Raw genomic sequence first — 20,723 nt, 5'->3', positions numbered from 1 at the left:
GTGCAGTGGCAGGTAAGGCCCGCGTACACGAGCTTGCTAAGGAGCTCGGGGTCGAAAGCAAGACCGTTCTCGCCAAGCTGAAGGAAATGGGCGAGTTCGTGAAGTCCGCGTCCAGCACCGTCGAGGCGCCCGTCGCCCGGCGGCTGCGCAACGCATTCGTCGCCTCCGCCGGTTCCCCGGCGCCGGCCGCCCCTCCGGCGGTCGCACCGAGTCCGACGCCGACCCCGTCCCCGTCCCCGACCCCGGGTGCCCCCCGGGTCGCGGCGAAGCCGATGCCGCCGCGGCGGCCCGGCCCGCCGACCCCCGGCCCGAAGCCCAAGGGGCCACTTCCCGGCCCGCCGCAGCCGGTGACCCCGGTCGCCAAGCCGGCGAGCGCCCACGACATCGAGGTGGCGGCCGCCGAGGCGCGCGCCGCCGCGCTGAAGGCCGAGCAGGAGGCGGCGGTCAAGGCCGCCCAGGCCGCCCGGCAGCAGCAGCGGGAGAACGTCCGTCGGGAGCCCCCCACCGAGGGTGGTCCCCGCCCCGGCCCGCGTCCGGTTCCGGGCACGGGTCCGGGTGCGATGCCGCCCCGGCCGGGCTCCCCGGCCGCCGGTCGCCCCGGCGCGCCGGCCCCGGGCCCGGGTGCCCGTCCGGGCGGTCGTCCGCCGGCGCGCGGCGCCGGTAACAACCCGTTCGGCATCCAGGGCGGTCAGCAGCAGCGGCCCCCGGCCGCCGGTGGTGGCGGTCCCCGCCCGAGCCCGGCGTCGATGCCGCCCCGGCCGAGTCCGGCCTCCATGCCGCCTCGGCCGAGTCCGGCCTCCATGCCGAGCCAGCGCCCCGGTCGCCCCGGCGGCCCCGGCGCGGGTCGTCCCGGCGGCGGCGGTGGCGCGGGTCGTCCCGGTGGCGGCGGCGGTGGCTTCCGCGGCGGTCCCGGTGGTGGCGGTGGCGGCGGCGGTGGCTTCCGCGGCGGTCCCGGTGGTGGCGCCGGCGGTGGCGGTGGCTACCGCGGCGGTCCCGGCGGTGGCGGCGGTGCTCCCGGCGGCGGTTTCCGTCCGGGCGCCCCGGCCGGCGGCGGTGGTCGTCCGGGTGGTGGCGGCCGTGGCCGTGGCGGCGGCGCCGCGGGTGCCTTCGGGCGTCCGGGCGGTAAGCCGACCCGTGGCCGCAAGTCCAAGAAGCAGCGCAGACAGGAGTTCGACAACCTGTCGGCCCCGACCATGAGCTCGGGTGCCCCCCGGGGTCAGGGTCAGGTCGTCCGGCTCTCCCGTGGCGCCTCGCTGTCGGACTTCGCCGACAAGATCAACGCCAACCCGGGTTCGCTGGTCCAGGAGATGTTCAACCTGGGCGAGATGGTCACCGCGACCCAGTCCTGCTCCGACGAGACCCTGCTGCTGCTGGGTGAGCACCTCGGCTTCGACGTGCAGATCGTCAGCCCGGAGGACGAGGACCGCGAGCTGCTCGCGCAGTTCAACATCGACCTCGACGCCGAGGTCGCGGAGGACCGCCTGGTCAGCCGTGCGCCGGTGGTGACCGTCATGGGTCACGTCGACCACGGTAAGACCAAGCTGCTCGACGCGATCCGCAAGGCGAACGTCGTGGCCGGCGAGGCGGGCGGCATCACCCAGCACATCGGGGCCTACCAGGTCCACGTCCCGCACGAGGGCGAGGACCGGGCGGTGACCTTCATCGACACCCCGGGTCACGAGGCGTTCACCGCCATGCGTGCCCGTGGTGCCCAGGTCACCGACATCGTGGTGCTGGTGGTCGCGGCCGACGACGGCGTGATGCCGCAGACGATCGAGGCGTTGAACCACGCCAAGGCGGCGGACGTGCCGATCGTGGTCGCGGTCAACAAGGTCGACAAGCCGGAGGCGAACCCGGACAAGGTCCGCCAGCAGCTGACCGAGTACGGCCTGGTCGCCGAGGAGTACGGCGGCGACACGATGTTCGTCAACGTGGCCGCGAAGCCGGGCATCGGTATCGACGAACTGCTCGAAGCGGTCCTGCTGACCGCCGACGCGTCGCTGGAGCTGACCGCTCCGATCGACGGGCCGGCGCAGGGTGTGGCCATCGAGGCGCACCTGGACAAGGGCCGTGGTGCGGTGGCGACGGTGCTGGTGCAGAAGGGCACCCTGCGGGCGGGCGACTCGATCGTCGCCGGCGGGGCGCACGGCCGGGTCCGGGCGATGCTCGACGAGAACGGCAACCAGGTCGCCGAGGCGGGCCCCGCCCGTCCGGTGCTGGTGCTCGGTCTCACCGCGGTCCCCGGGGCGGGCGACACCTTCCTCGCGGCGGCGGACGACCGTACGGTGCGCCAGATCGCCGAGCAGCGGCAGGCACGACGGCGGGCGGCGTCCTTCGCCAACTCCCGCGGCCGGGCCACCCTCGAAACGCTCATGGAGCAGCTCAAGGAGGGCGAGAAGACCTCGCTCAACCTGGTGCTCAAGGGCGACGTCTCCGGTTCCGTGGAGGCCCTCGAGGACGCGCTGTTCAACCTCGACATCCCCGAGGAGGTCCAGCTCAGGATCATCCACCGGGGTGTGGGTGCGATCACCGAGAGCGACGTCATGCTCGCGAGCGCCTCGTCCGAGGCGGTCACGATCATCGGCTTCAACGTGCGGGCCGCCAACAAGGTCCGCGAGATCGCCGACCGCGAGGGCGTGGAGATCCGGTACTACACGGTCATCTACCAGGCCATCGAGGAGATCGACGCCGCGCTCAAGGGGCTGCTCAAGCCGGAGTACGAGGAGGTCGAGCTGGGCAGCGCGGAGATCCGCGACGTCTTCCGCTCGTCCAAGGTCGGCAACATCTCCGGCTGTATCGTCCGGTCCGGCATCATCCGCCGCAACGCCAAGGCGCGGCTGCTGCGGGACGGGTCGGTCGTGGCGGACAACCTCACGATCAGCTCCCTCAAGCGGTTCAAGGACGACGCGACGGAGGTCCGCGAGGGCTTCGAGTGTGGTCTGACCCTGGGCGGGTACAACAACGTCCAGGTCGGCGACGTCATCGAGACCTTCGAGATGCGGGAGAAGCCGCGCGCCTGATCCGTTCGACACCCTGATCAAGGGGTTTACGCCCGCAACGGCGTAAACCCCTTGATCATGTGGGGGCCACAGCGGGTATCGTCCGGGGCGATGTTCACCGGAACCGCGGTCTTCGACCTGCTGCTGCCGGGCGACTCCCGGTCGCTCAAAGCCAAGAGATCATATGTACGGCCGATCGTGGCGGCGCTGCGCCGCTTCGAGGTGTCGGCCGCCGAGGTGGGAGCGCTCGACCTGCAGGGTCGGGCGGAGATAGCCGTGGCCGTGGTGGCCGCGGAGGGCGCGCACGTGCGCGAGGTGCTCGACTCGTGCGAGCGCCTGGTCGCGGGCCGTCCCGAGGTCGAGCTGCTGTCGGTGCGCCGTCACCTGCACGGCGACGGCGACGACTGACCGGCGCCGGGCGTTGCCGCCCGTGCCCGGCGGTCGACCCGACCGCGAAGGTAGTGTTCGAATTGTTGGCCGGTCGGATCCGGCGGCGCTCCGCGCCGCCGCTCCGGCCGGGAGCAGGACGCCGTGGAGGTGGGCGAGATGACGGATCCGGCCAAGGTACGCCGGCACGCGGAGCGGATTCGCGAACTGGTCGCGTCGGTGGTGCGGAGCCAGATCAAGGACCCCCGGCTCGGCATGATCACCATCACCGACGCCCGGATCACCGCCGATCTGCGCGACGCGACGGTCTTCTACACCGTCCTGGGCGACGCGGCGGCGCAGTCCAGCACGGCGGCGGCGTTGGAGAGCGCCAAGGGGATGCTGCGCAGCACGGTCGGCAAGGCCCTCGGGCTGCGTCACTCGCCGTCGCTGACCTTCGTCCTCGACGACGTGCAGGACCAGGTCAAGCAGATCGACGACCTGCTGGCCCAGGCCCGCAGCGCCGACGCCGAGGTGCAGCGCCTCGCCGCCGGTGCCCGGTACGCGGGCGACGCCCAGCCGTACCGGCTGCACGACGAGGAAGACGCCGACTCCGCCGACGAGGCGGACGCCGACGCCGAGGACGCCCCCCGCGGCACGGACCGGCGGTGACCGGTCCCGACGCCGGGCCGGCCGACACCGGCCCGGGCGAGGCCGACTGGGCCGCCGCCGTCGCGGCGGTGCGCGGCCTGTCGCCCGACGCCCGGGTCCTGCTGATCTGCCACGTCAACCCCGACGGGGACGCGCTGGGCAGCATGCTCGGCTTCGGGCTGGGGCTGCGCCAGCTCGGCGTACGCCGGTTGCAGGCGACCTTCGCCGGCCCGCCGGAGGTGCCCGAGCCGATCCGCGGCCTGCCCGGGATGGACCTGCTGGTCCCGGAGGCGGACGCGGACCCGGCGCCGGAGCTGGTCGTCTGCTTCGACGCGGCGAGCGAGTCGCGGCTCGGCGGCCTGGTCGACCGGCTGGAGACCGCCGGGGCGGCGCTGGTGCTCGACCATCACGCCTCGAACACCCGGTTCGGCGGGATCAACCTGGTCGACCCCCGGGCGGCGGCCACCTCGGTGGTGGCCGAGGAACTGCTGGCCCGGCTCGGGGTGACCCTGGACGCCGCGATCGCCGAGTGCCTCTACGTGGCCCTGACCACCGACACCGGGTCGTTCCGGTTCGAGGCGACCACGCCGGCGGTGCACGAGCTGGCGGCCCGGCTGCTGGCCACCGGCATCCGGCCCGGCGACATCTCGCGCCGGGTCTTCGACACCCGGCCCTTCGGCGCGGTGCGGCTGTTCGGCGAGGTGCTCTGCCGGGCCCGCCTGGAGCCGGCGGCGGCCGGGGGCCACGGCCTCGTCTGGACGTACGCCACGCTCGACGACCTGGCCCGGCACGACCAGCGACCGTACGTGCTGGAGGCCCTGATCGACTCGGTCCGGTGCACCGCCGAGGCCGACGTGAGCTGCGTGGTCAAGCAGGTCCGCCCGGCGGAGTGGGCGGTGTCGATGCGCAGCAAGGGCGCGGTGGACGTGAGCCGCGTCGCGGTCGCCCTCGGCGGCGGGGGGCACCGGCTCGCGGCCGGCTTCACCGGTCGCGGCACCGCCGAGGACGTGCTGGCCGGCATCCGCGCCGAGCTGGACAAGGCGTTGATCGCTTCGTAGATCAGGGAAGACTCCGGGGGGTGCTGGTCTTCCCGCGCTCCGTCACGGCGGGGAGAATTGCGGGATGGATCACCCGCGCGAGCTCGCCGGCACGGAGCCCCGGGTCTGGGACCGTCCCGTGGTCTCCGTGCCGATGCTGGTCTGCCTCTCCCTCGTCGGCGGGCAACTGCCCTCGTTCTCCGCCTCGGCGAACCTCTACACCCTCGGCACCGGGGGCGCGTTGATCTGGCTGGGCCTGGGCGCCCGGGTGCCGCGCCGGCCGGCACCCCGCCGGCTCGGCACGGGCGCGGTCTGGTGGCTGCTCCCGGTGGCCGTGTTCGGCGTGTTCGAGGGGACCACCTTCGTCCTGCACGCCGGCGACGACTTCCCCACCTTCTCCCGGCTGGCCGACCCGTTGCTGGAGGACGAACTGGTCCGCTCGGCGGCTTGGTTCGCCTGGCTCGCCGCGTTCTGGGGGCTGGTGCGGCGATGATGCGGGCACTCGCCATCGGCGGCTTCGTCATCGCCCTGGCCCTCTTCGCCGCGGTCGAGTGGGCCGCCCGTCGCCCCGGCTCCCGGATCCCGTCGCTGGCCGACGTCTGCGCGTACGTGATGCGCTACGAGGTGGGCCCGGTGCCCGTCGGCCGGATCGGCCTGTTCGGCTTCTGGTGGTGGCTCGGCTGGCACTTCCTGGCCCGCTGACCCGGTTACCGTTCCGTGATCCTCGCCCGCTCGGGGGCATCCCAACGTGTCCAGATGGCGGGAACAGTGGGCAGCATGTGGACCTGAACGATAGCTTGGGAATCGATCGGCGCCGTGCGTCATGGCGCAGGTCACCGGTGGTGGTGCCGCACCCGGTGCCGCCTCCCTCCAGGGTCCGACCGACCCGGGCCAACGCGCCCAGACCGGCCGCTCCGGTGATCCCGGGCCGCCCGGCGGGCGCCAGCACGACCGGCCGCAGGGCCACCACGTCGCCGTGGCCCGCACCCTGGAAGGACCGAGCCATGCCGAGCAAGCCCAAGCCCGAGAACACCGACGAGGCGCGCGAGCAGGCTCGCCGCGCGCTCCAGACGTCGATGGACACCCGTCAGTGACCCAGGCCGCCCCCCGGTGATGCCGACCACGTCCCACGACGCCGGCATCACCGACCGCCGGGTGCCACCCGCCCGGCCCTGATCCACCCCGCACGCCGCGCCCGTGCTCTTTCTGGGAAAGAGTGCCTTCGGGGCGCCGTGAGGCCACTCTTTCCGAGAAAGTGCATGGACGCTCGGCGGGGCGGTAAGTTGTCGGGGGTGTTGCGGTCCTTACGGGATCGTGCCAGGATCGGCGGCGATGAGTCCTTCCGCCCCGTCCGTCGTCGCCTCGCCGCGACGGATCGCCGCGCTGGCCCTGCCGGCTCTCGTGGTGCTGGCCGCCGAGCCGCTCTACGTCCTGGTCGACACGGCTGTGGTGGGGCACCTCGACCGGGTGGCGCTCGCCGCGCTCGCCGTCGCGGGCACCGTGATGACCCTGATCGCGTGGCTGGGCACCGTGCTGGCGTACGGGATCACCGGGCGCGCCGCCCGCCGGTTCGGCTCCGGCGACCGGGCCGCCGCCGTGGCCGAGGGCGTGCAGGCGTCCTGGCTGGCCCTCGGCGTCGGGGTGCTGGTCGCGCTCGGCATGCAGCTCGGTGCCGGCCCGCTGGCCGACGCGCTCGCCGGGCCCGGCGAGGTCGCCGACGCGGCCGGGCGGTGGCTGCGGGTCGCGGCGCTCGGGGCCCCCGGGCTGCTGCTCGCCGCGGCGGGCAACGGCTGGCTGCGCGGCGTGCAGGACACCCGCCGGCCGCTGTGGTTCGTGCTCGGGCCCAACCTGCTCTCCGCGCTGCTCTGCCCGCTGCTGGTCTACCCCGTCGGGTGGGGGCTCACCGGCTCGGCGGTGGCCAACGCGGTGGCCCAGACCATCTCCGGCGGGCTGTTCGCCGCCGCGTTGGTGGGCGAGCGGGTGGCGCTGCGTCCCCGCCCGGGGGTGATCCGCCAGCAGCTCGTGCTCAGCCGGGACCTGCTGGTCCGGGGCGTCGCCTTCCAGGCCAGCTTCCTGTCCGCCACCGCCGTCGCCGCCCGGTTCGGCGCGGCGGCGGTCGGCGCCCACCAGATCGCCGTACAACTGTGGTTCTTCACCGCCCTGGTGCTCGACGCCGTCGCGATCGCCGCGCAGGCGCTGATCGGCGCGGCGCTCGGGGCCGGCGACGACGACGGGGCCCGCGCCCTGGCCCGGCGGGTGGCGTTGGTCGGCGCCGCCTGCGGCGTGGCGTTCGCGGCGCTCATCGCCGCCGGGGCCGGCGTCGTGCCGGGGCTGTTCAGCTCCGACGGGCAGGTCCGCGACCAGGCCATGGTCGCCTGGCCCTGGCTGGTGGCGTTGCAGCCGATCGGTGGCGTGGTGTTCGCCCTCGACGGGGTGCTGATCGGCGCGGGTGACGTCCGCTACCTGCGCAACCTCACCATCGTCGCGGCGTTCGGCGGCTTCCTGCCGGCGATCTGGCTGACGTACGCCTTCGACCTGGGCCTCGGCGGGATCTGGGCCGGGCTGACCCTGTTCGTCCTGCTCCGGCTGGTCGCCCTGCTGCTGCGGCTGCGCTCCGGCGGCTGGGCGGTCGTCGGCGCGGTCCGCTGACGGCTCACCAACCCTCGCCGTCGTCCGCCCACCGGCCCCGTCGTAGCTGTCGCCGGTGGGCCCGGCGCGGCGGCTGTCCGGGTCCGCCCCGGGCGGTGGCGTCGTGCCGGCGACAGGGCCCGCGCGCCGGTCTGGCAGGCTTGGCGATCGTGAGCGCAGACGGTCTGATCGTGGTCGACAAGCCTGGCGGCATGACGTCGCACGACGTGGTGGCGCGGATCCGCCGGCTGGCCCGGACCCGCCGGGTCGGGCACGGCGGCACGCTCGACCCGATGGCCACCGGCGTGCTGGTCATCGGGGTCGGCCGGGCCACCCGGCTGCTGACCTACGTCATCGGCGCCGGCAAGAGCTACGCGGCCACGGTCCGGCTGGGCCAGGCCACCGTCACCGACGACGCCGAGGGCGACGTGCTGGCCACCACCCCGGCCGGGACGGTCACCGACGAGGCGGTCCGGTCGGCGTTCGCGGCGCTGACCGGCGAGATCGACCAGGTGCCGAGCGCGGTCAGCGCCATCAAGATCGACGGCCAGCGGGCGTACAAGCGGGTACGCGAGGGGGAGAGCGTCGAGCTGCCCGCCCGCCGGGTCACCGTGAGTCGCCTCGACGTGCGGGCCATCCGCCGGGACACCCCCGACGTGGTGGACGTGGACATCGACGTGACCTGCTCGTCCGGGACGTACATCCGGGCGCTGGCCCGGGACGCGGGCCTGGCGCTCTCCGTCGGCGGCCACCTGACCGCGCTGCGCCGCACCGCGGTCGGCGGCTTCACCCTGGCCGAGGCGGCGACCCTCGACGAGCTGGAGCGGCGCGCGCCCGAGGTGGTGAACCTGCCGCTCGACGCGGCGGCCGACCGGTTCTTCCCGCGCCGGGAGGCCGGCGCCGACGAGGCCAGGGTGCTCTCCCACGGCGGCCCGCTGGACCCGGCCGGCATCGCCGGGCCGTACGCGGTCTTCGGACCCGACGGCGGCCTGATCGCTATCGTCAGCGAGCGGGACGGGCGGGCCCGCGCGGAGATCGTGCTCGCCCCGGCCTGACCGGCGGGCGGGGAGCCGCCGGCCGGCCGGCGGGAAGACGGCCCACCGGCCGTCGCCGGGGTACGGCCGGTCGCGGAAGGCAGGGGAGGAGCGTCATGCAGCGGTGGCGGGGGTACGACGCGGCGCCCGGCGGCTGGGGCCGTTCGGTCGTCACCATCGGCGTCTTCGACGGCGTGCACAAGGGGCACCAGGCGACCATCGGGCACGCCGTGGCCCGGGCGCGGGAGCTGGGCGTGCAGTCGGTGGTGGTGACCTTCGACCCGCACCCGGCCGAGGTGGTCCGCCCCGGTTCGCATCCGGCGGTGCTCACCGAGCCGGCCCGCAAGGCCGAGCTGATCGAGGCGCTCGGCGTCGACGCGCTCTGCGTGGTGCCGTTCACCCCGGAGTTCTCCCGGGTGCCGGCCGAGGCGTTCGTGCACGACCTCCTGGTCCAGCACCTGCACGCCGCCCTGGTGGTGGTGGGGGAGAACTTCCGGTTCGGGCACAAGGCGGCCGGCGACGTGGCGCTGCTGGAGCGGCTCGGCCGGACGTTCGGCTTCTCGGTCGAGGGGGCGCCACTGGTCGCCGAGGACAGCACGGTCTTCTCCTCCACGTACATCCGGGCCTGCGTCGACGCCGGTGACGTCGCCGCGGCGGCTGCCGCGCTGGGCCGTCCGCACCGGATCGAGGGGGTGGTGGTCCGGGGCGACCAGCGCGGCCGGGAACTGGGCTTCCCCACCGCGAACCTGCTCTGCCACCGCTACGTGGCGGTGCCCGCCGACGGCGTCTACGCCGCCCGGCTGGTCCGCCGGGGGCACCGGGAGCGGCTGGCCGCCGCCGTCTCGGTCGGCACCAACCCGACGTTCTCCGGCCGGGAGCGGCGGGTCGAGGCGTACGCGCTGGACTTCTCCGGGGACCTGTACGGCGAGTGGCTGGCCCTGGACTTCGTCACCCACCTGCGCGGCCAGGTGCGCTTCGACTCGGTCGAGCCACTGGTCGCCCAGATCACCGAGGACGTCGAGCGCGCCCGCCGCGCCCTCGGCTGAGCCGAGCGGCGTGCCTCTCGGCGTCGCCCGTTGGCCCCGGCCCGGGGGCCCGCCCGGCTCTTGATCCACACGAGGTCAGTGACGTCGTGGCTTCTGGGGCCCGGGATGCCGCGATGTCAGTGACGTCGTGCTGGCCGCTCGGCCCTGCCCCTCTCGCCCTGCCCCGCGTTTCGCGTTCCGGCTCGCGTTTCGCGTCGGCTCGCGTTTCGCGGTCCGGCCTCGGCCCAGGCCAGGCCGGGTCCCGTCGGTCGGTCGGGCCGCCCTTGGCGGGCGGTTCCGGCGCGGGCTGGTAGTCTGGCGGGGACGTCGACTAGCCGACGTGGGGCCTCGCGTGCCTGCACGACGCCGCGGGTGCGAGGTGCCGGTCCGTCTCCGGTCCACCGACCGACACGACGGGCAGCAGTGACCAACCCATCGAAACAGGGAGAACATGGCGCTCGACCAGGAAGCCAAGGCCAAGATCCGCGCGGAGTACGCGACCGCCGAGGGCGACACCGGTTCGCCGGAGGTGCAGGTCGCGGTCCTCACCAAGCGGATCGCCGAGCTCACCGAGCACCTGAAGGTGCACAAGCACGACCACCACAGCCGTCGTGGGCTGCTGCTGCTGGTCGGCCGTCGCCGTCGGCTGCTCAACTACGTCCAGAAGAAGGACATCAACCGCTACCGGTCGCTCATCGAGCGGCTCGGCCTGCGCCGGTGACGTGACGGGGGAGCGACCCAGCGGGTCGCTCCCCCGATCGGAGTCCACCACCTGACGAAACAGGGGCCGCGCGACCACCCGACAGGGAGCCGGTCAGCGTACCGGTCTCCGGTAGTGGCCCCCGGGAACCCTGGCAGCTCGCCGGCACCCCGGGCGCTTCGATCGAAGACCGGCCGTCTGAGCAGCTCCCCGCGTCGTGGGCCCCCCGATGCGAAGGAGCACCACCGCACCATGACCGAGCACAACCTCGGCACCGAGTCCCGCACCGCCGTGATCGACAACGGGTCCTTCGGCACCCGGGAGATCACCTTCTCCACCGGCCGGCTGGCCCGCCAGGCCGCCGGCTCCGTCGTCGCCCAGCTCGGCGAGACGGTCGTCCTGTCCGCCACCACCGCCGGCAAGCAGCCGAAGGAGCAGTTCGACTTCTTCCCGCTGACCGTCGACGTCGAGGAGCGGATGTACGCCGCGGGCCGGATCCCCGGCTCGTTCTTCCGCCGCGAGGGCCGCCCCAGCGAGGACGCGATCCTCACCTGCCGGCTGATCGACCGGCCGCTGCGCCCGTCGTTCGTCAAGGGCCTGCGCAACGAGGTCCAGGTCGTCGAGACCATCCTCGCGCTTGACCCGAAGCACCCGTACGACGTGGTGGCCATCAACGCCGCGTCGATGTCGACCAAGCTGTCCGGCCTGCCGTTCTCCGGCCCGATCGGGGCGACCCGGGTCGCGCACATCGACGGCCAGTGGGTCGCCTTCCCGACCCTGGAGGAGCTGGCCCGGGCCACCTTCGACATGGTCGTGGCCGGCCGCACCCTCGCCGACGGTGACGTGGCGATCATGATGGTCGAGGCCGAGGCGACGCCGAACGCCGTGACCCTGATCGCGGGCGGCGCCACCGCCCCGACCGAGGAGATCGTCGCCAGCGGCCTGGAGGCCGCCAAGCCGGCGATCCGCGAGCTGTGCCGCGCGCAGAGCGAGCTGGCCGAGGTGGCCGCCAAGCCGGTCGCCGAGTTCCCGGTCTTCCTGGACTACCAGGCCGACGCGTACGACGCGGTGGCCGACCTGGCCCGCGCCGAGGTCGCCGAGGCCCTGAAGATCGCCGGCAAGGCCGACCGCGAGGAGGCCCTGGACCGGGTCAAGGCCAAGGTCGCCGAGGAGCTGGGCGGTCGCTTCGAGGGCCGGGAGAAGGAGTTGTCCGCCGCCTTCCGGTCGCTGACCAAGTCCGAGGTGCGCAACCGGGTGCTGCGCGAGCAGGTCCGCATCGACGGCCGCGGCCCGCGCGACATCCGCCCGCTGACCGCCGAGGTCGGCGTGCTGCCGCGGGTGCACGGCTCGGCGCTGTTCGAGCGGGGCGAGACCCAGATCCTGGGCGTCACCACCCTGAACATGCTGCGCATGGAGCAGATGGTGGACACCCTCTCGCCGGAGAACCGCAAGCGCTACATGCACAACTACAACTTCCCGCCGTACTCGACCGGTGAGACCGGCCGGGTCGGCTCGCCGAAGCGGCGCGAGATCGGCCACGGCGCGCTCGCCGAGCGGGCGCTGATCCCGGTGCTGCCGTCGCGCGAGGAGTTCCCCTACGCCATCCGGCAGGTCTCCGAGGCGCTCGGCTCCAACGGCTCCACCTCGATGGGCTCGGTCTGCGCCTCGACGCTGGGCCTGCTGTCGGCCGGTGTGCCGCTGAAGGCGCCGGTCGCCGGCATCGCCATGGGCCTCATCTCGGACGAGGTGGACGGCAAGACCCACTACGTGACGCTGACCGACATCCTCGGCGCCGAGGACGCGTTCGGCGACATGGACTTCAAGGTCGCCGGTACGCCGGAGTTCGTCACCGCGCTCCAGCTCGACACCAAGCTCGACGGCATCCCGTCGGACGTGCTGGCCGCCGCGCTCCAGCAGGCGTACGAGGCCCGGCAGACCATCCTCGACGTGATGCAGCGGGCCATCGAGGCCCCGGCCGAGATGTCGGACTACGCGCCGCGGGTCACCACCGTGAAGATCCCGGTCGACAAGATCGGCATGGTGATCGGCCCGAAGGGCCAGACCATCAACGCCATCCAGGACGAGACCGGCGCCGAGATCTCCATCGAGGACGACGGCACCATCTACGTCGGCGCGACCAACGGCCCGTCGGCCCAGGCCGCGGTCGAGCGGATCAACGCGATCGCCAACCCGACCCTGCCGAAGATGGGCGACAAGTTCCTCGGCACGGTGGTCAAGACCGCCGCGTTCGGCGCGTTCGTCTCGCTGCTGCCGGGCCGCGACGGCCTGCTGCACATCTCCAAGGTGGGCGACGGCAAGCGGGTCGAGCGGGTCGAGGACTTCCTCAACGTCGGCGACAAGGTCGAGGTGGAGATCGCGGACATCGACGCCCGCGGCAAGATCTACCTCGACAAGGTCCGCCCGGAGGGCGCCGAGGCGCCGGCCGCCACCGGCGAGGTCGCCGGCGACGAGCGGCCGGCCGGCCGGGGCGGCGACCGGGGCCCGCGCGACCGGGGCGACCGCGAGCGCGGCGGCGACCGGGGCGGTCGTGGCCCGGGCGGCGGCGAGCGCGGCCCGGGCGGCGGCGAGGGTGGCGAGGGCGGCGAGCGTCCGCGCCGCCGGACCCGGCACAGCTGACCCGCGTACCCCAGCACCACCCACCCCTCGTCGAACTGAGAGCAGGTTTCTGTGAGTCGGGCCCAGCGCGCGTCTTTTCCTGCGGTTCGACGGGGGGTGGCGCCGTCCGGGGCCGTCCGGCACGCCACCGGGGCACAGCCCGGGCGGGCCGGCGGGTCGACCCGGGCGGTCACCCGCACGCTGAGTGACGACCCGCTGGGCGGCACGGTACGCCGTACCGTGCTGCCCAGCGGGCTTCGCGTGCTCACCGAGGCGATCCCGGCGATGCGCAGCGTCTCGTTCGGCATCTGGGTCTCCGTCGGTTCCCGCGACGAGACCGGCCCGCAGGCCGGCGCCGCGCACTTCCTGGAGCACCTGCTGTTCAAGGGCACCCACAAGCGCACCGCGCTGGACATCTCCGCCGACATCGAGGCGGTGGGCGGCGAGACGAACGCCTTCACCACGAAGGAATACACCTGCTACTACGCCCGCGTGCTGGACGAGGACCTGCCGCTGGCCATCGACGTGATGTGCGACGCGGTCGCCGACTCGCTGCTGGAGCCGGCCGACGTGGAGACCGAGCGCGGCGTCATCCTCGAAGAGATCGCCATGCACGACGACGAGCCCGGCGACGAGGTGCACGACCTGTTCGCCCGCGCCGTCTACGGCGACCACCCGCTGGGCCGGCTGATCTCCGGCACCGAGGAGACGGTCACCCCGATGACCCGGCGGCAGATCCACGGCTTCTACCGCCGCCACTACACGCCGGCGCAGATCGTCGTCGCCGCCGCCGGTAACCTCGACCACGGCGCCGTGGTCAAGCTGGTCCGCCAGGCCCTGGCCGGGACCCCGCTGGACACCGACCCGGCGGTGCCGGCCCCGCACCGCCCGGCCGCCCCGGCGGTACGCGTGCAGCCGGCCACCACCCTGGTCGAGCCGAAGGAGACCGAGCAGGCGCACGTCATCCTCGGCTGCCCCGGCATCGACCGCCTGGACGAGCGGCGGTTCGCCCTCGGGGTGCTCAACAACGTCCTCGGCGGCGGCATGTCCAGCCGGCTGTTCCAGGAGATCCGGGAGCGGCGCGGCCTGGCCTACTCGGTCTACTCGTACGCCAGCCAGTACGCCGACAGCGGCCTGTTCGCCGTCTACGCCGGCTGCGCGCCGGGGAAGGTGGACGAGGTGCTGGAGCTGACCCGCGCCGAGCTGGCCCGGGTGGCCGCCGACGGGCTGACCGGGGCCGAGGTGGCCCGGGGCAAGGGGATGAGCAAGGGCTCGTTCGTGCTCGGCCTGGAGGACACCGGCTCCCGGATGAGCCGACTGGCCAAGGGGGAGCTGCTCTACGGCGACCTGATGCCGGTCGACGAGCTGCTGGCCCGGGTCGACGCGGTGAGCGTGGACGACGTGAACACCCTCGCCGCCGAGCTGCTGGCCCGGCCGATGTCCCTCGCGGTCGTCGGTCCGTTCGACGGGCGTGACTTCTCCGCCTGACCGCCGGAAGCTCCCCGTCCCGCCGGGGCCCGACGGGACGTGCGGGATCTCGCGGTCCGCGTGGTGGTGGAAGCCGCGACCTGCCGCAACCGGAGTCGATCACCCGCCGTCCCCTGGGACGGCGGGCGGTCCCGTCCGCTGACCGCGTCCCGATTGGGATAGGTTGTGCCCCGTGACTGACGAGCAGGAGAAGGGCCCCGAGGAACTGGTCCGGGTCGGCGTGCTGGGCGCCCGGGGCCGGATGGGCATCGAGGTGTGCGGGGCGGTCGACGCGGCCTCCGACCTGGAGCTGGTGGCGATGGTCGACCAGGGCGACGGCCTGTTCGCCGCGTCCGACGCCGGCGCCGAGGTGGTCGTCGACTTCACCACGCCCGACGTCGTCATGGACAACCTGCACTGGTGCATCGACCAGGGCATCAACGCGGTGGTCGGCACCACCGGCTTCACCGAGCAGCGGCTCGACCGGGTGCGCGGCTGGCTGGCCCGCAAGCCCGGGGTCGGGGTGGTGATCGCCCCCAACTTCGGCATCGGCGCGGTGCTGATGATGCAGTTCGCGGCCCGGGCGGCCCGGCACTTCGAGTCCGTCGAGATCATCGAGCAGCACCACCCGCGCAAGCTGGACGCCCCCAGCGGCACCGCCACCCACACCGCCCGGCAGATCGCGCGGGCCCGCGCCGAGGCCGGCCTCGGGCCGGTTCCGGACGCCACGAAGGACGAGGTGCCGGGCGCGCGGGGCGCCGACATCGACGGGGTGCGGGTGCACGCCGTCCGCGCCACCGGCCTGGTCGCCCACCAGGAGGTGCTGTTCGGCACCCTGGGCGAGACGCTGACCATCCGGCACGACTCGTACGACCGGGCGTCGTTCATGCCGGGCGTGCTGCTGGCCGTCCGCGCGGTGCGCCACCGTCCCGGCCTCACCGTCGGCCTGGATCCGCTGCTCGACTGAACACCGACCGCGCCGACCGGCTGGCGCGGTCCTAGGCTTGCTGGATGATCGACTCGAACCTGCGCGACCGGGCCGGCCGGCACCTCACCCTCCGGCCCGTCGACGACGACAACTGGCGGGCCGTCGCCGACGTGGTGCCCCGCGACGACCAGCGGGCCTGGGTGTATCCGATGGCGGCCCGCTACCTGCTGCTGAGCATGCGCGGCGGCGGGTGGACCTCCCTGGCGGTGTACGCCGACGAGAACGTCGTCGGGCACGTCATGTGGGGGGTCGACGACGACGGTTCCCGGTGGATCGGCGGCATGGTCGTCGACGCCGCCGAGCAGGGCCGGGGCGTGGGGGCGGCCACGGTCACCACCCTCGCCACCTGGCTGGCCGCCCAGCCCGGCTGCCTCGCCGTCCGCCTCTCGTACCACCCGGACAACACGGTTGCCGCCGCCCTCTACCCCCGCCTCGGGTTCACCCCCACGGGCCTGGTGGAGGACGGCGAACTGGTCGCCGAACTCACCCGCACCCCCTGACGACTGCGCTCACCAGGTGATCCGAGCCATGGCCCAGCGGCAACCTCATGACCGACGTGAGTGGTCGGGGTCGGGGGAGCGGCGGGGGGACGGGACCGGGACGGGGCGGGCCAGGGCCAGGGTCGGCGGGAGGTGGTCGATGCGGGCGGCGCCGGTGGCGGTCACCGTGACGTCGACCGAAGCGTCCGCGACCCGCAGGTTGCGCGCCGCGAGGGTGCCCAGTTCCGGGCCGGCGAGGGGGGCGAGGAGGACCCGGCCGGCCGGCACGTCCGGGTAGAGCCCGACCCCCGCCTGGAGCAGCAGCACCGCCGACGCCGCCGACCACGCCTGCGGCCGGCACGCGGCCGGGTAGGGCACCGGCCGGCCGGCCAGTGCCCGGTCGTCGCCGCCGTACAGCTCCGGCAGCCGGTGGTCGAACGCCTCGGCGGCGGCGAGCAGCCCCTCGGCCAGGCCGAGGGCCGCCGCGCGGAAGCCGCCCCGGGCCAGCCCGGCGAGCACGATCGCGGTGTCGTGCGTCCAGATCGACCCGCAGTGGTACGACAGCGGGCTGAACCCGGCGTCGTCGGTGGACATGGTGCGCAGCCCGAACCCGCCGGCCAGCGCGTCGGTGGTGAGCAGGCGGGCGACCTGCGCCGACTCGTCGTCGTCGAGCAGGCCGGTGCCGAGCAGGTGGCCGATGTTGCTGGTCAGCGAGTCGACGGGGCGCTTGTCCCGGTCCAGGGCCAGCGCCGGCTGCGGGCCGTGCGGGCCGTCGACCCAGAAGGCGGCCCGGAACCGCTCGGCCAGCCGGGCCGCGTGCTCCCGCCAGCGGTCGCCGCCAGGGCGGTCGAACGCGTCGAGCAGCGCCGCCCCGCCGATCGCCGCCTCGTACGCGTACCCCTGGACCTCGGCCAGCACGATGGGCGCCCGGGCCTGGCGGCCGTCGCGGAACCGGACGGCGTCGCCGGAGTCCTTCCAGCCCTGGTTCGACAGGCCGTGCCCGGTGGTGTCGACGTACTCGACCAGGCCGTCGCCGTCGGCGTCGGCGTGCTCGCCGAGCCAGGCGAGCGCGGCCTGGAGGTGTGGCAGCAGCGGCTCCACCTGGTCGGCCGGCAGTCCCCAGCGCCAGGCGTCGTGCAGCAGGGACACCCAGAGCATGGTCGCGTCGACCGTGCCGTAGTACGCCGGGGGCAGCCGCAGCCCCTCGCCGGCCGCGAACTCGTGCCGGCGCAGCTCGTGCAGGATCTTGCCGGGGGCCTCGCCGGTGGCCGGGTCGACCCGGGCGCCCTGCCGGCGGGCCAGCACCCGCAGCGTGCCGGCGGCCAGTTCGGTGCCCAGCGGCAACAGCATCCGGGCGGCCCAGAGGCTGTCCCGGCCGAAGAGGGTGAGGAACCAGGGCACGCCGGCGCCGAGGAAGACGTCGCCGGGGTGGGCGGGCTCGGCGAGGCGCAGCGCGTGCAGGTCGTCCAGCGAGCGGTCGAGGAACCGGACCAGCCGCCGGTCGTCGGCGGTGACCTCGGGCCGGGCCCAGGTCCGCGCGGCGGGCGGGGCGACCACCACGGCCCGCGGGTCGTCGACGGCGAGCCGCCAGGACAGGGTGACCGCGCCCCGTGCCGGCAGCTCGACCGGCCAGCTCAGCCGGGGCGAGCGGGACCGGTCGGCGTCGGCGTCGACCGTCGCGCCGTCCGCGGTGACGGTGACGGTGATGCCATCGGCGGCCCAGGCGAGCTGGCCGGGGCGGCCGGCCTTCGCCTCCAGGGGCTCGGCCGTGCCGCCGGACTTGACCACCTCGATCGGGGCCAGGTCGCAGCCGAGGTCGACGCTGACGGTGGCGCGTACCGGGTCGGCGGCGGTGGAGACGACGTGCAACTCCTCGGTGAGCCCGGCCGGGTCGAGCCGGCGGATCCGGTCGACCCGGACGGTCGGGTCGGGGCCGGGGTCGCCGAGCCAGCGGGCCAGGCCGACGAAGCGGGCGGCGTGCGGGCCGACCGGCCCCTGGGTCAGCGCCTCGGGCTCGCGGTCGTCGACGCGCAGCTCGGCCCGGGACAGCACCCGGGCGTCGGCGTGGAAGACGCCCTGCACGCCGGCCGGGCGGATCTGCCCGGCCGCGTCGCCCAGCGCGCTGGTCGGGGCGCGGACCACCCCGACGAGATCGTGCAGCAGGGGTTGCAGGCGGCGTTCGGTCACGGCGGCTCCAGGTGCTTCTCGGGGGGACGTCCTGCCTCGACGGTGGCGGCGGCCGGTCGGGGCGACCGGCGCCCGGCGTGGTGACGGCGGGCCGCCCGCGCGGGTCGGCGGTGTCTTGACAGATCGTCCGGGGCGGTGCAAAGTGCGAAACATTCCGGCAACTTGAACGTTCTAATCCTGCCGCATCGGCATTTGATCGTTCAAGAAGGCAAGGGGGATTTTGTGGCACAGAAGGTGACCATCGCGACGGTGGCCCGGCGCGCCCAGGTGAGCCGGCAGACCGTGTCCAACGTGCTCAACGCCCCGCACATCGTCCGCGAGGAGACCCGGCGCCGGGTGCAGGAGGCGATCGACGCGCTCGGCTACCGGGCCAACCAGGCCGCCCGGCAGATGCGCACCGGCCGGTCCCGGCTCATCGCGGTACGCATCGAGCCGACCCGGGACGGCATCAACGGCTCGGTGCTCGACCGGTTCCTGCACGGGCTCACCGAGACCGCCGAGAGCGCCGGCTACCGGGTCATGCTCTACACCGCCACGGACGCCCACCAGGAGATCGACGTGTTCGACGACCTGCTCGGCGCGTACGACCTCGACGCGTTCGTGCTCACCGGCACCGAGCACGGCGACCCGCGTACCGCCTGGCTGGCGGGGCGGGGCGTGCCATTCGTGACGTTCGGCCGGCCGTGGGGCGTCCCCGATCCCCACCCCTGGGTCGACGTCGACAACGCCGACGGCACCGCCCAGGCCACCCGGCACCTGCTGGCCACCGGCCACCGGCGGATCGGCTACATCGGCTGGCCGCTGCCCAGCTCGGCGGTCGGCGGGGAACGCCGCTCCGGCTGGTACGACACGCTGCGGGCGGCCGGCATCGACCCCGGCGGGCTGCACCGGGAGACCGTCGACGGCATCGCCGAGGGTGAGTGGATGATGCGCGAGCTGCTCGCCGAGCCGACGCCGCCGACCGCCGTCGTCTGCGCCAGCGACTCGCTCGCCCTCGGCGCCCTCCAGGCCGTCGGGGCCGCCCCCGGCGGGCCGGGCTGGCCGGCGGCCCCCGTCGCCGTCGTCGGCTTCGACGACACCCCCGTCGCCGCCGCGCTCGGGCTGACCAGCGTCAGCCAGCCCCTCGGCACGGCCGCCGCCCGCTGCGTCGATCTGCTCACCGGCGTGCTCGACGACCACCCCACCGATTCACCGGTGCTGCTCCAGCCGTCGCTGGTGCTCCGCCGGACCGCGTGACACCCCCTTTCCCCCACTCACCACCATCCCCACCAGGAGAATGAGATGGCACCTCGATCCCTGCGCCGCGCGGCGGTGGCCGGCGTCGCCGCCGTGGCGCTGTTCGGCTCCGCCGCCTGCGGCAGCGGCTTCGACGACGACTCCGGCGATTCCGCCCAGTCCGGCGGGCCGGCCAGCCTGCAAATCCTGATCGGCTCCTCCGGCGACGCCGAGACCAGGGCGGTGCAGGACGCGGCGGCGAAATGGGCCGCCGCCTCCGGCAACAGCGCCACGGTCACCCCGGCCCAGGACCTCACCCAGCAGCTCGGGCAGTCGCTGGCCGGCGGAACCCCGCCGGACGTGTTCTACGTCGACGCCGCCCGGTTCGCCGACTACGCCAGCGTCGGCGCGCTGGAGCCGTACGGCGACAAGATCAGCAACCCGGACGACTTCTACGGGAGCCTGCGCACCACCTTCACGTACGACGGCAAGCTGTACTGCGCGCCGAAGGACTTCTCCACCCTCGCCCTCCAGATCAACACCGAGCTGTGGACGAAGGCCGGACTGACCGACGCCGACGTGCCGACCACCTGGGAACAGCTCACCGCCACGGCGCGGAAGATCAAGGCCAAGGGCCTCGTCCCGCTCGCCCTCGGCGACACCCGGGACCGGATCGGCGCGTTCCTGGTGCAGAACGGCGGCTGGCTGGTGAGCCCCGACGGCAAGCAGGCCACGGCCGACACCCCGCAGAACCTGGCCGCCCTCCAGTACGTCCGGACGATGCTCGACGACGGCCTCGCCCGGTACCCGAAGCAGCTCGACGCCGGCTGGTCCGGCGAGGCGTTCGGCAAGGGCAAGGCGGTGCTGACCATCGAGGGCAACTGGATCAAGGGCGCCCTGCAGAACGACTTCCCCAACGTCAAGTACAAGGTCGTCGAACTGCCCGCCGGGCCGAAGGGCAAGGGGACGCTCTCCTTCACCCAGTGCTGGGGCGTCGCGGCCAAGAGCAGGTACAAGGAGCAGGCGATCAAGTTCGTCGAGGCGATGACCGCCGGCGACCAGCAGATGGCCTTCGCCAAGGCGTTCGGTGTCATGCCGTCCCGGCAGTCCGTCCGCGACCAGTACACGAGCGCCTTCCCGGCCGACAAGCCGTTCATCGACGGCGCCGAGTACGCCCAGGGTCCGGTGAACGCCCCGAAGATGGACAGCGTCCTCGGCGACCTGGACACCGGCCTGCAGGGGCTGACCAACGGCGACCCGAAGGCCGTCCTCGCCCGCTTTGACGCCAACGCCAAGGCGGCGCTCGGCGGCTGAGGTGGAAGGAGGGGCCA

Annotated in this window: 17 protein-coding genes; 16 read left to right on the top strand and 1 reads right to left on the bottom strand. The window is 74.2% G+C overall.

Annotated features, from left to right (window positions below):
* Positions 1 to 5: 5 nt before the first annotated feature.
* The 14 genes from infB to OOK41_RS26605 all read left to right on the top strand — a co-directional run bounded on the left by infB (position 6) and on the right by OOK41_RS26605 (position 16,011).
* Positions 6 to 3,020 carry a translation initiation factor IF-2 gene (gene infB, locus OOK41_RS26670; RefSeq protein WP_117666455.1) on the top strand — a complete coding sequence of 1,005 codons (3,015 nt, stop codon included), beginning with the start codon at positions 6 to 8 and terminating at the stop codon, positions 3,018 to 3,020.
* 90 nt (positions 3,021 to 3,110) lie between these two features.
* Positions 3,111 to 3,407, top strand: coding sequence for a DUF503 domain-containing protein (locus OOK41_RS26665; RefSeq protein ID WP_266267119.1), 297 nt, complete (start codon positions 3,111 to 3,113; stop codon positions 3,405 to 3,407).
* Positions 3,408 to 3,545: 138 nt separating this feature from the next.
* Positions 3,546 to 4,037 (top strand): 30S ribosome-binding factor RbfA, encoded by a 492-nt coding sequence (gene rbfA, locus OOK41_RS26660; protein ID WP_266267118.1) that lies wholly within the window; start codon positions 3,546 to 3,548, stop codon positions 4,035 to 4,037.
* On the top strand, positions 4,034 to 5,074 hold the full coding sequence (locus OOK41_RS26655) for a bifunctional oligoribonuclease/PAP phosphatase NrnA (RefSeq protein WP_117666459.1): 1,041 nt from the start codon (positions 4,034 to 4,036) through the stop codon (positions 5,072 to 5,074). The genes rbfA and OOK41_RS26655 overlap by 4 nt, the downstream gene beginning before the upstream one ends.
* Positions 5,075 to 5,138: 64 nt before the next feature.
* Positions 5,139 to 5,546: a hypothetical protein gene (locus tag OOK41_RS26650; protein ID WP_117666461.1), complete on the top strand. Its 408-nt coding sequence runs from the start codon at positions 5,139 to 5,141 to the stop codon at positions 5,544 to 5,546.
* The gene (locus tag OOK41_RS26645; protein ID WP_207892624.1) at positions 5,546 to 5,755 is read left to right on the top strand and encodes a DUF6186 family protein; all 210 of its coding nucleotides are present in this window, start codon (positions 5,546 to 5,548) and stop codon (positions 5,753 to 5,755) included. The genes OOK41_RS26650 and OOK41_RS26645 overlap by 1 nt, the downstream gene beginning before the upstream one ends.
* Before the next feature lie 630 nt (positions 5,756 to 6,385).
* Complete coding sequence (locus tag OOK41_RS26640; RefSeq protein WP_266267117.1) at positions 6,386 to 7,702, top strand: MATE family efflux transporter; 1,317 nt, start codon at positions 6,386 to 6,388, stop codon at positions 7,700 to 7,702.
* Between the two features lie 191 nt (positions 7,703 to 7,893).
* Entirely contained in the window at positions 7,894 to 8,736 is an 843-nt protein-coding gene (gene truB / locus OOK41_RS26635; protein WP_243639264.1) for a tRNA pseudouridine(55) synthase TruB, read from the top strand.
* A 95-nt stretch (positions 8,737 to 8,831) separates the two neighbouring features.
* Positions 8,832 to 9,761, top strand: a complete 930-nt coding sequence (locus tag OOK41_RS26630; RefSeq protein ID WP_117666468.1) for a bifunctional riboflavin kinase/FAD synthetase — start codon at positions 8,832 to 8,834, stop codon at positions 9,759 to 9,761.
* Between the two features lie 430 nt (positions 9,762 to 10,191).
* Positions 10,192 to 10,461, top strand: a complete 270-nt coding sequence (gene rpsO / locus OOK41_RS26625) for a 30S ribosomal protein S15 (RefSeq protein ID WP_043962418.1) — start codon at positions 10,192 to 10,194, stop codon at positions 10,459 to 10,461.
* Positions 10,462 to 10,692: 231 nt separating this feature from the next.
* Positions 10,693 to 13,077, top strand: coding sequence for a polyribonucleotide nucleotidyltransferase (locus OOK41_RS26620; RefSeq protein ID WP_117666469.1), 2,385 nt, complete (start codon positions 10,693 to 10,695; stop codon positions 13,075 to 13,077).
* 96 nt (positions 13,078 to 13,173) lie between these two features.
* On the top strand, positions 13,174 to 14,544 hold the full coding sequence (locus OOK41_RS26615) for a pitrilysin family protein (protein WP_266267115.1): 1,371 nt from the start codon (positions 13,174 to 13,176) through the stop codon (positions 14,542 to 14,544).
* Between the two features lie 172 nt (positions 14,545 to 14,716).
* Positions 14,717 to 15,490, top strand: a complete 774-nt coding sequence (gene dapB / locus OOK41_RS26610; protein WP_117666473.1) for a 4-hydroxy-tetrahydrodipicolinate reductase — start codon at positions 14,717 to 14,719, stop codon at positions 15,488 to 15,490.
* 44 nt (positions 15,491 to 15,534) lie between these two features.
* Positions 15,535 to 16,011 (top strand): GNAT family N-acetyltransferase, encoded by a 477-nt coding sequence (locus OOK41_RS26605; RefSeq protein ID WP_266267114.1) that lies wholly within the window; start codon positions 15,535 to 15,537, stop codon positions 16,009 to 16,011.
* Positions 16,012 to 16,056: 45 nt separating this feature from the next.
* Here the strand turns inward: OOK41_RS26605 and OOK41_RS26600 are convergent, their stop codons facing one another.
* A complete protein-coding gene (locus tag OOK41_RS26600; RefSeq protein WP_266267113.1) occupies positions 16,057 to 18,177 on the bottom strand; it encodes a glycogen debranching N-terminal domain-containing protein in 2,121 nt (706 codons plus the stop codon).
* 222 nt (positions 18,178 to 18,399) lie between these two features.
* Between OOK41_RS26600 and OOK41_RS26595 the strand changes: the two genes are divergently transcribed.
* Positions 18,400 to 19,413 (top strand): LacI family DNA-binding transcriptional regulator, encoded by a 1,014-nt coding sequence (locus tag OOK41_RS26595; protein ID WP_266267112.1) that lies wholly within the window; start codon positions 18,400 to 18,402, stop codon positions 19,411 to 19,413.
* A gap of 45 nt (positions 19,414 to 19,458) precedes the next feature.
* Positions 19,459 to 20,706 (top strand): extracellular solute-binding protein, encoded by a 1,248-nt coding sequence (locus OOK41_RS26590; protein WP_117666480.1) that lies wholly within the window; start codon positions 19,459 to 19,461, stop codon positions 20,704 to 20,706.
* Positions 20,707 to 20,723 lie beyond the last annotated feature (17 nt).

The organism is Micromonospora sp. NBC_01655, from assembly GCF_026339755.1.
In the GTDB taxonomy this organism is placed as follows: domain Bacteria; phylum Actinomycetota; class Actinomycetes; order Mycobacteriales; family Micromonosporaceae; genus Micromonospora.
The sequence above is the reverse complement of the archived record's forward strand: the minus strand, read 5'-3'. Positions and strand labels throughout refer to the sequence as shown.

Excerpts from the sequence above, each read along its gene's own strand:
- OOK41_RS26650 (WP_117666461.1), top strand. The coding sequence starts at position 5,139 with ATGGATCACCCGCGCGAGCTCGCCGGCACGGAGCCCCGGGTCTGGGAC.
- OOK41_RS26605 (WP_266267114.1), top strand. The coding sequence starts at position 15,535 with ATGATCGACTCGAACCTGCGCGACCGGGCCGGCCGGCACCTCACCCTC.
- OOK41_RS26620 (WP_117666469.1), top strand. The coding sequence starts at position 10,693 with ATGACCGAGCACAACCTCGGCACCGAGTCCCGCACCGCCGTGATCGAC.
- OOK41_RS26665 (WP_266267119.1), top strand. The coding sequence starts at position 3,111 with ATGTTCACCGGAACCGCGGTCTTCGACCTGCTGCTGCCGGGCGACTCC.
- rpsO (WP_043962418.1), top strand. The coding sequence starts at position 10,192 with ATGGCGCTCGACCAGGAAGCCAAGGCCAAGATCCGCGCGGAGTACGCG.
- OOK41_RS26645 (WP_207892624.1), top strand. The coding sequence starts at position 5,546 with ATGCGGGCACTCGCCATCGGCGGCTTCGTCATCGCCCTGGCCCTCTTC.
- truB (WP_243639264.1), top strand. The coding sequence starts at position 7,894 with ATGACGTCGCACGACGTGGTGGCGCGGATCCGCCGGCTGGCCCGGACC.
- OOK41_RS26630 (WP_117666468.1), top strand. The coding sequence starts at position 8,832 with ATGCAGCGGTGGCGGGGGTACGACGCGGCGCCCGGCGGCTGGGGCCGT.
- rbfA (WP_266267118.1), top strand. The coding sequence starts at position 3,546 with ATGACGGATCCGGCCAAGGTACGCCGGCACGCGGAGCGGATTCGCGAA.
- OOK41_RS26640 (WP_266267117.1), top strand. The coding sequence starts at position 6,386 with ATGAGTCCTTCCGCCCCGTCCGTCGTCGCCTCGCCGCGACGGATCGCC.
- OOK41_RS26590 (WP_117666480.1), top strand. The coding sequence starts at position 19,459 with ATGGCACCTCGATCCCTGCGCCGCGCGGCGGTGGCCGGCGTCGCCGCC.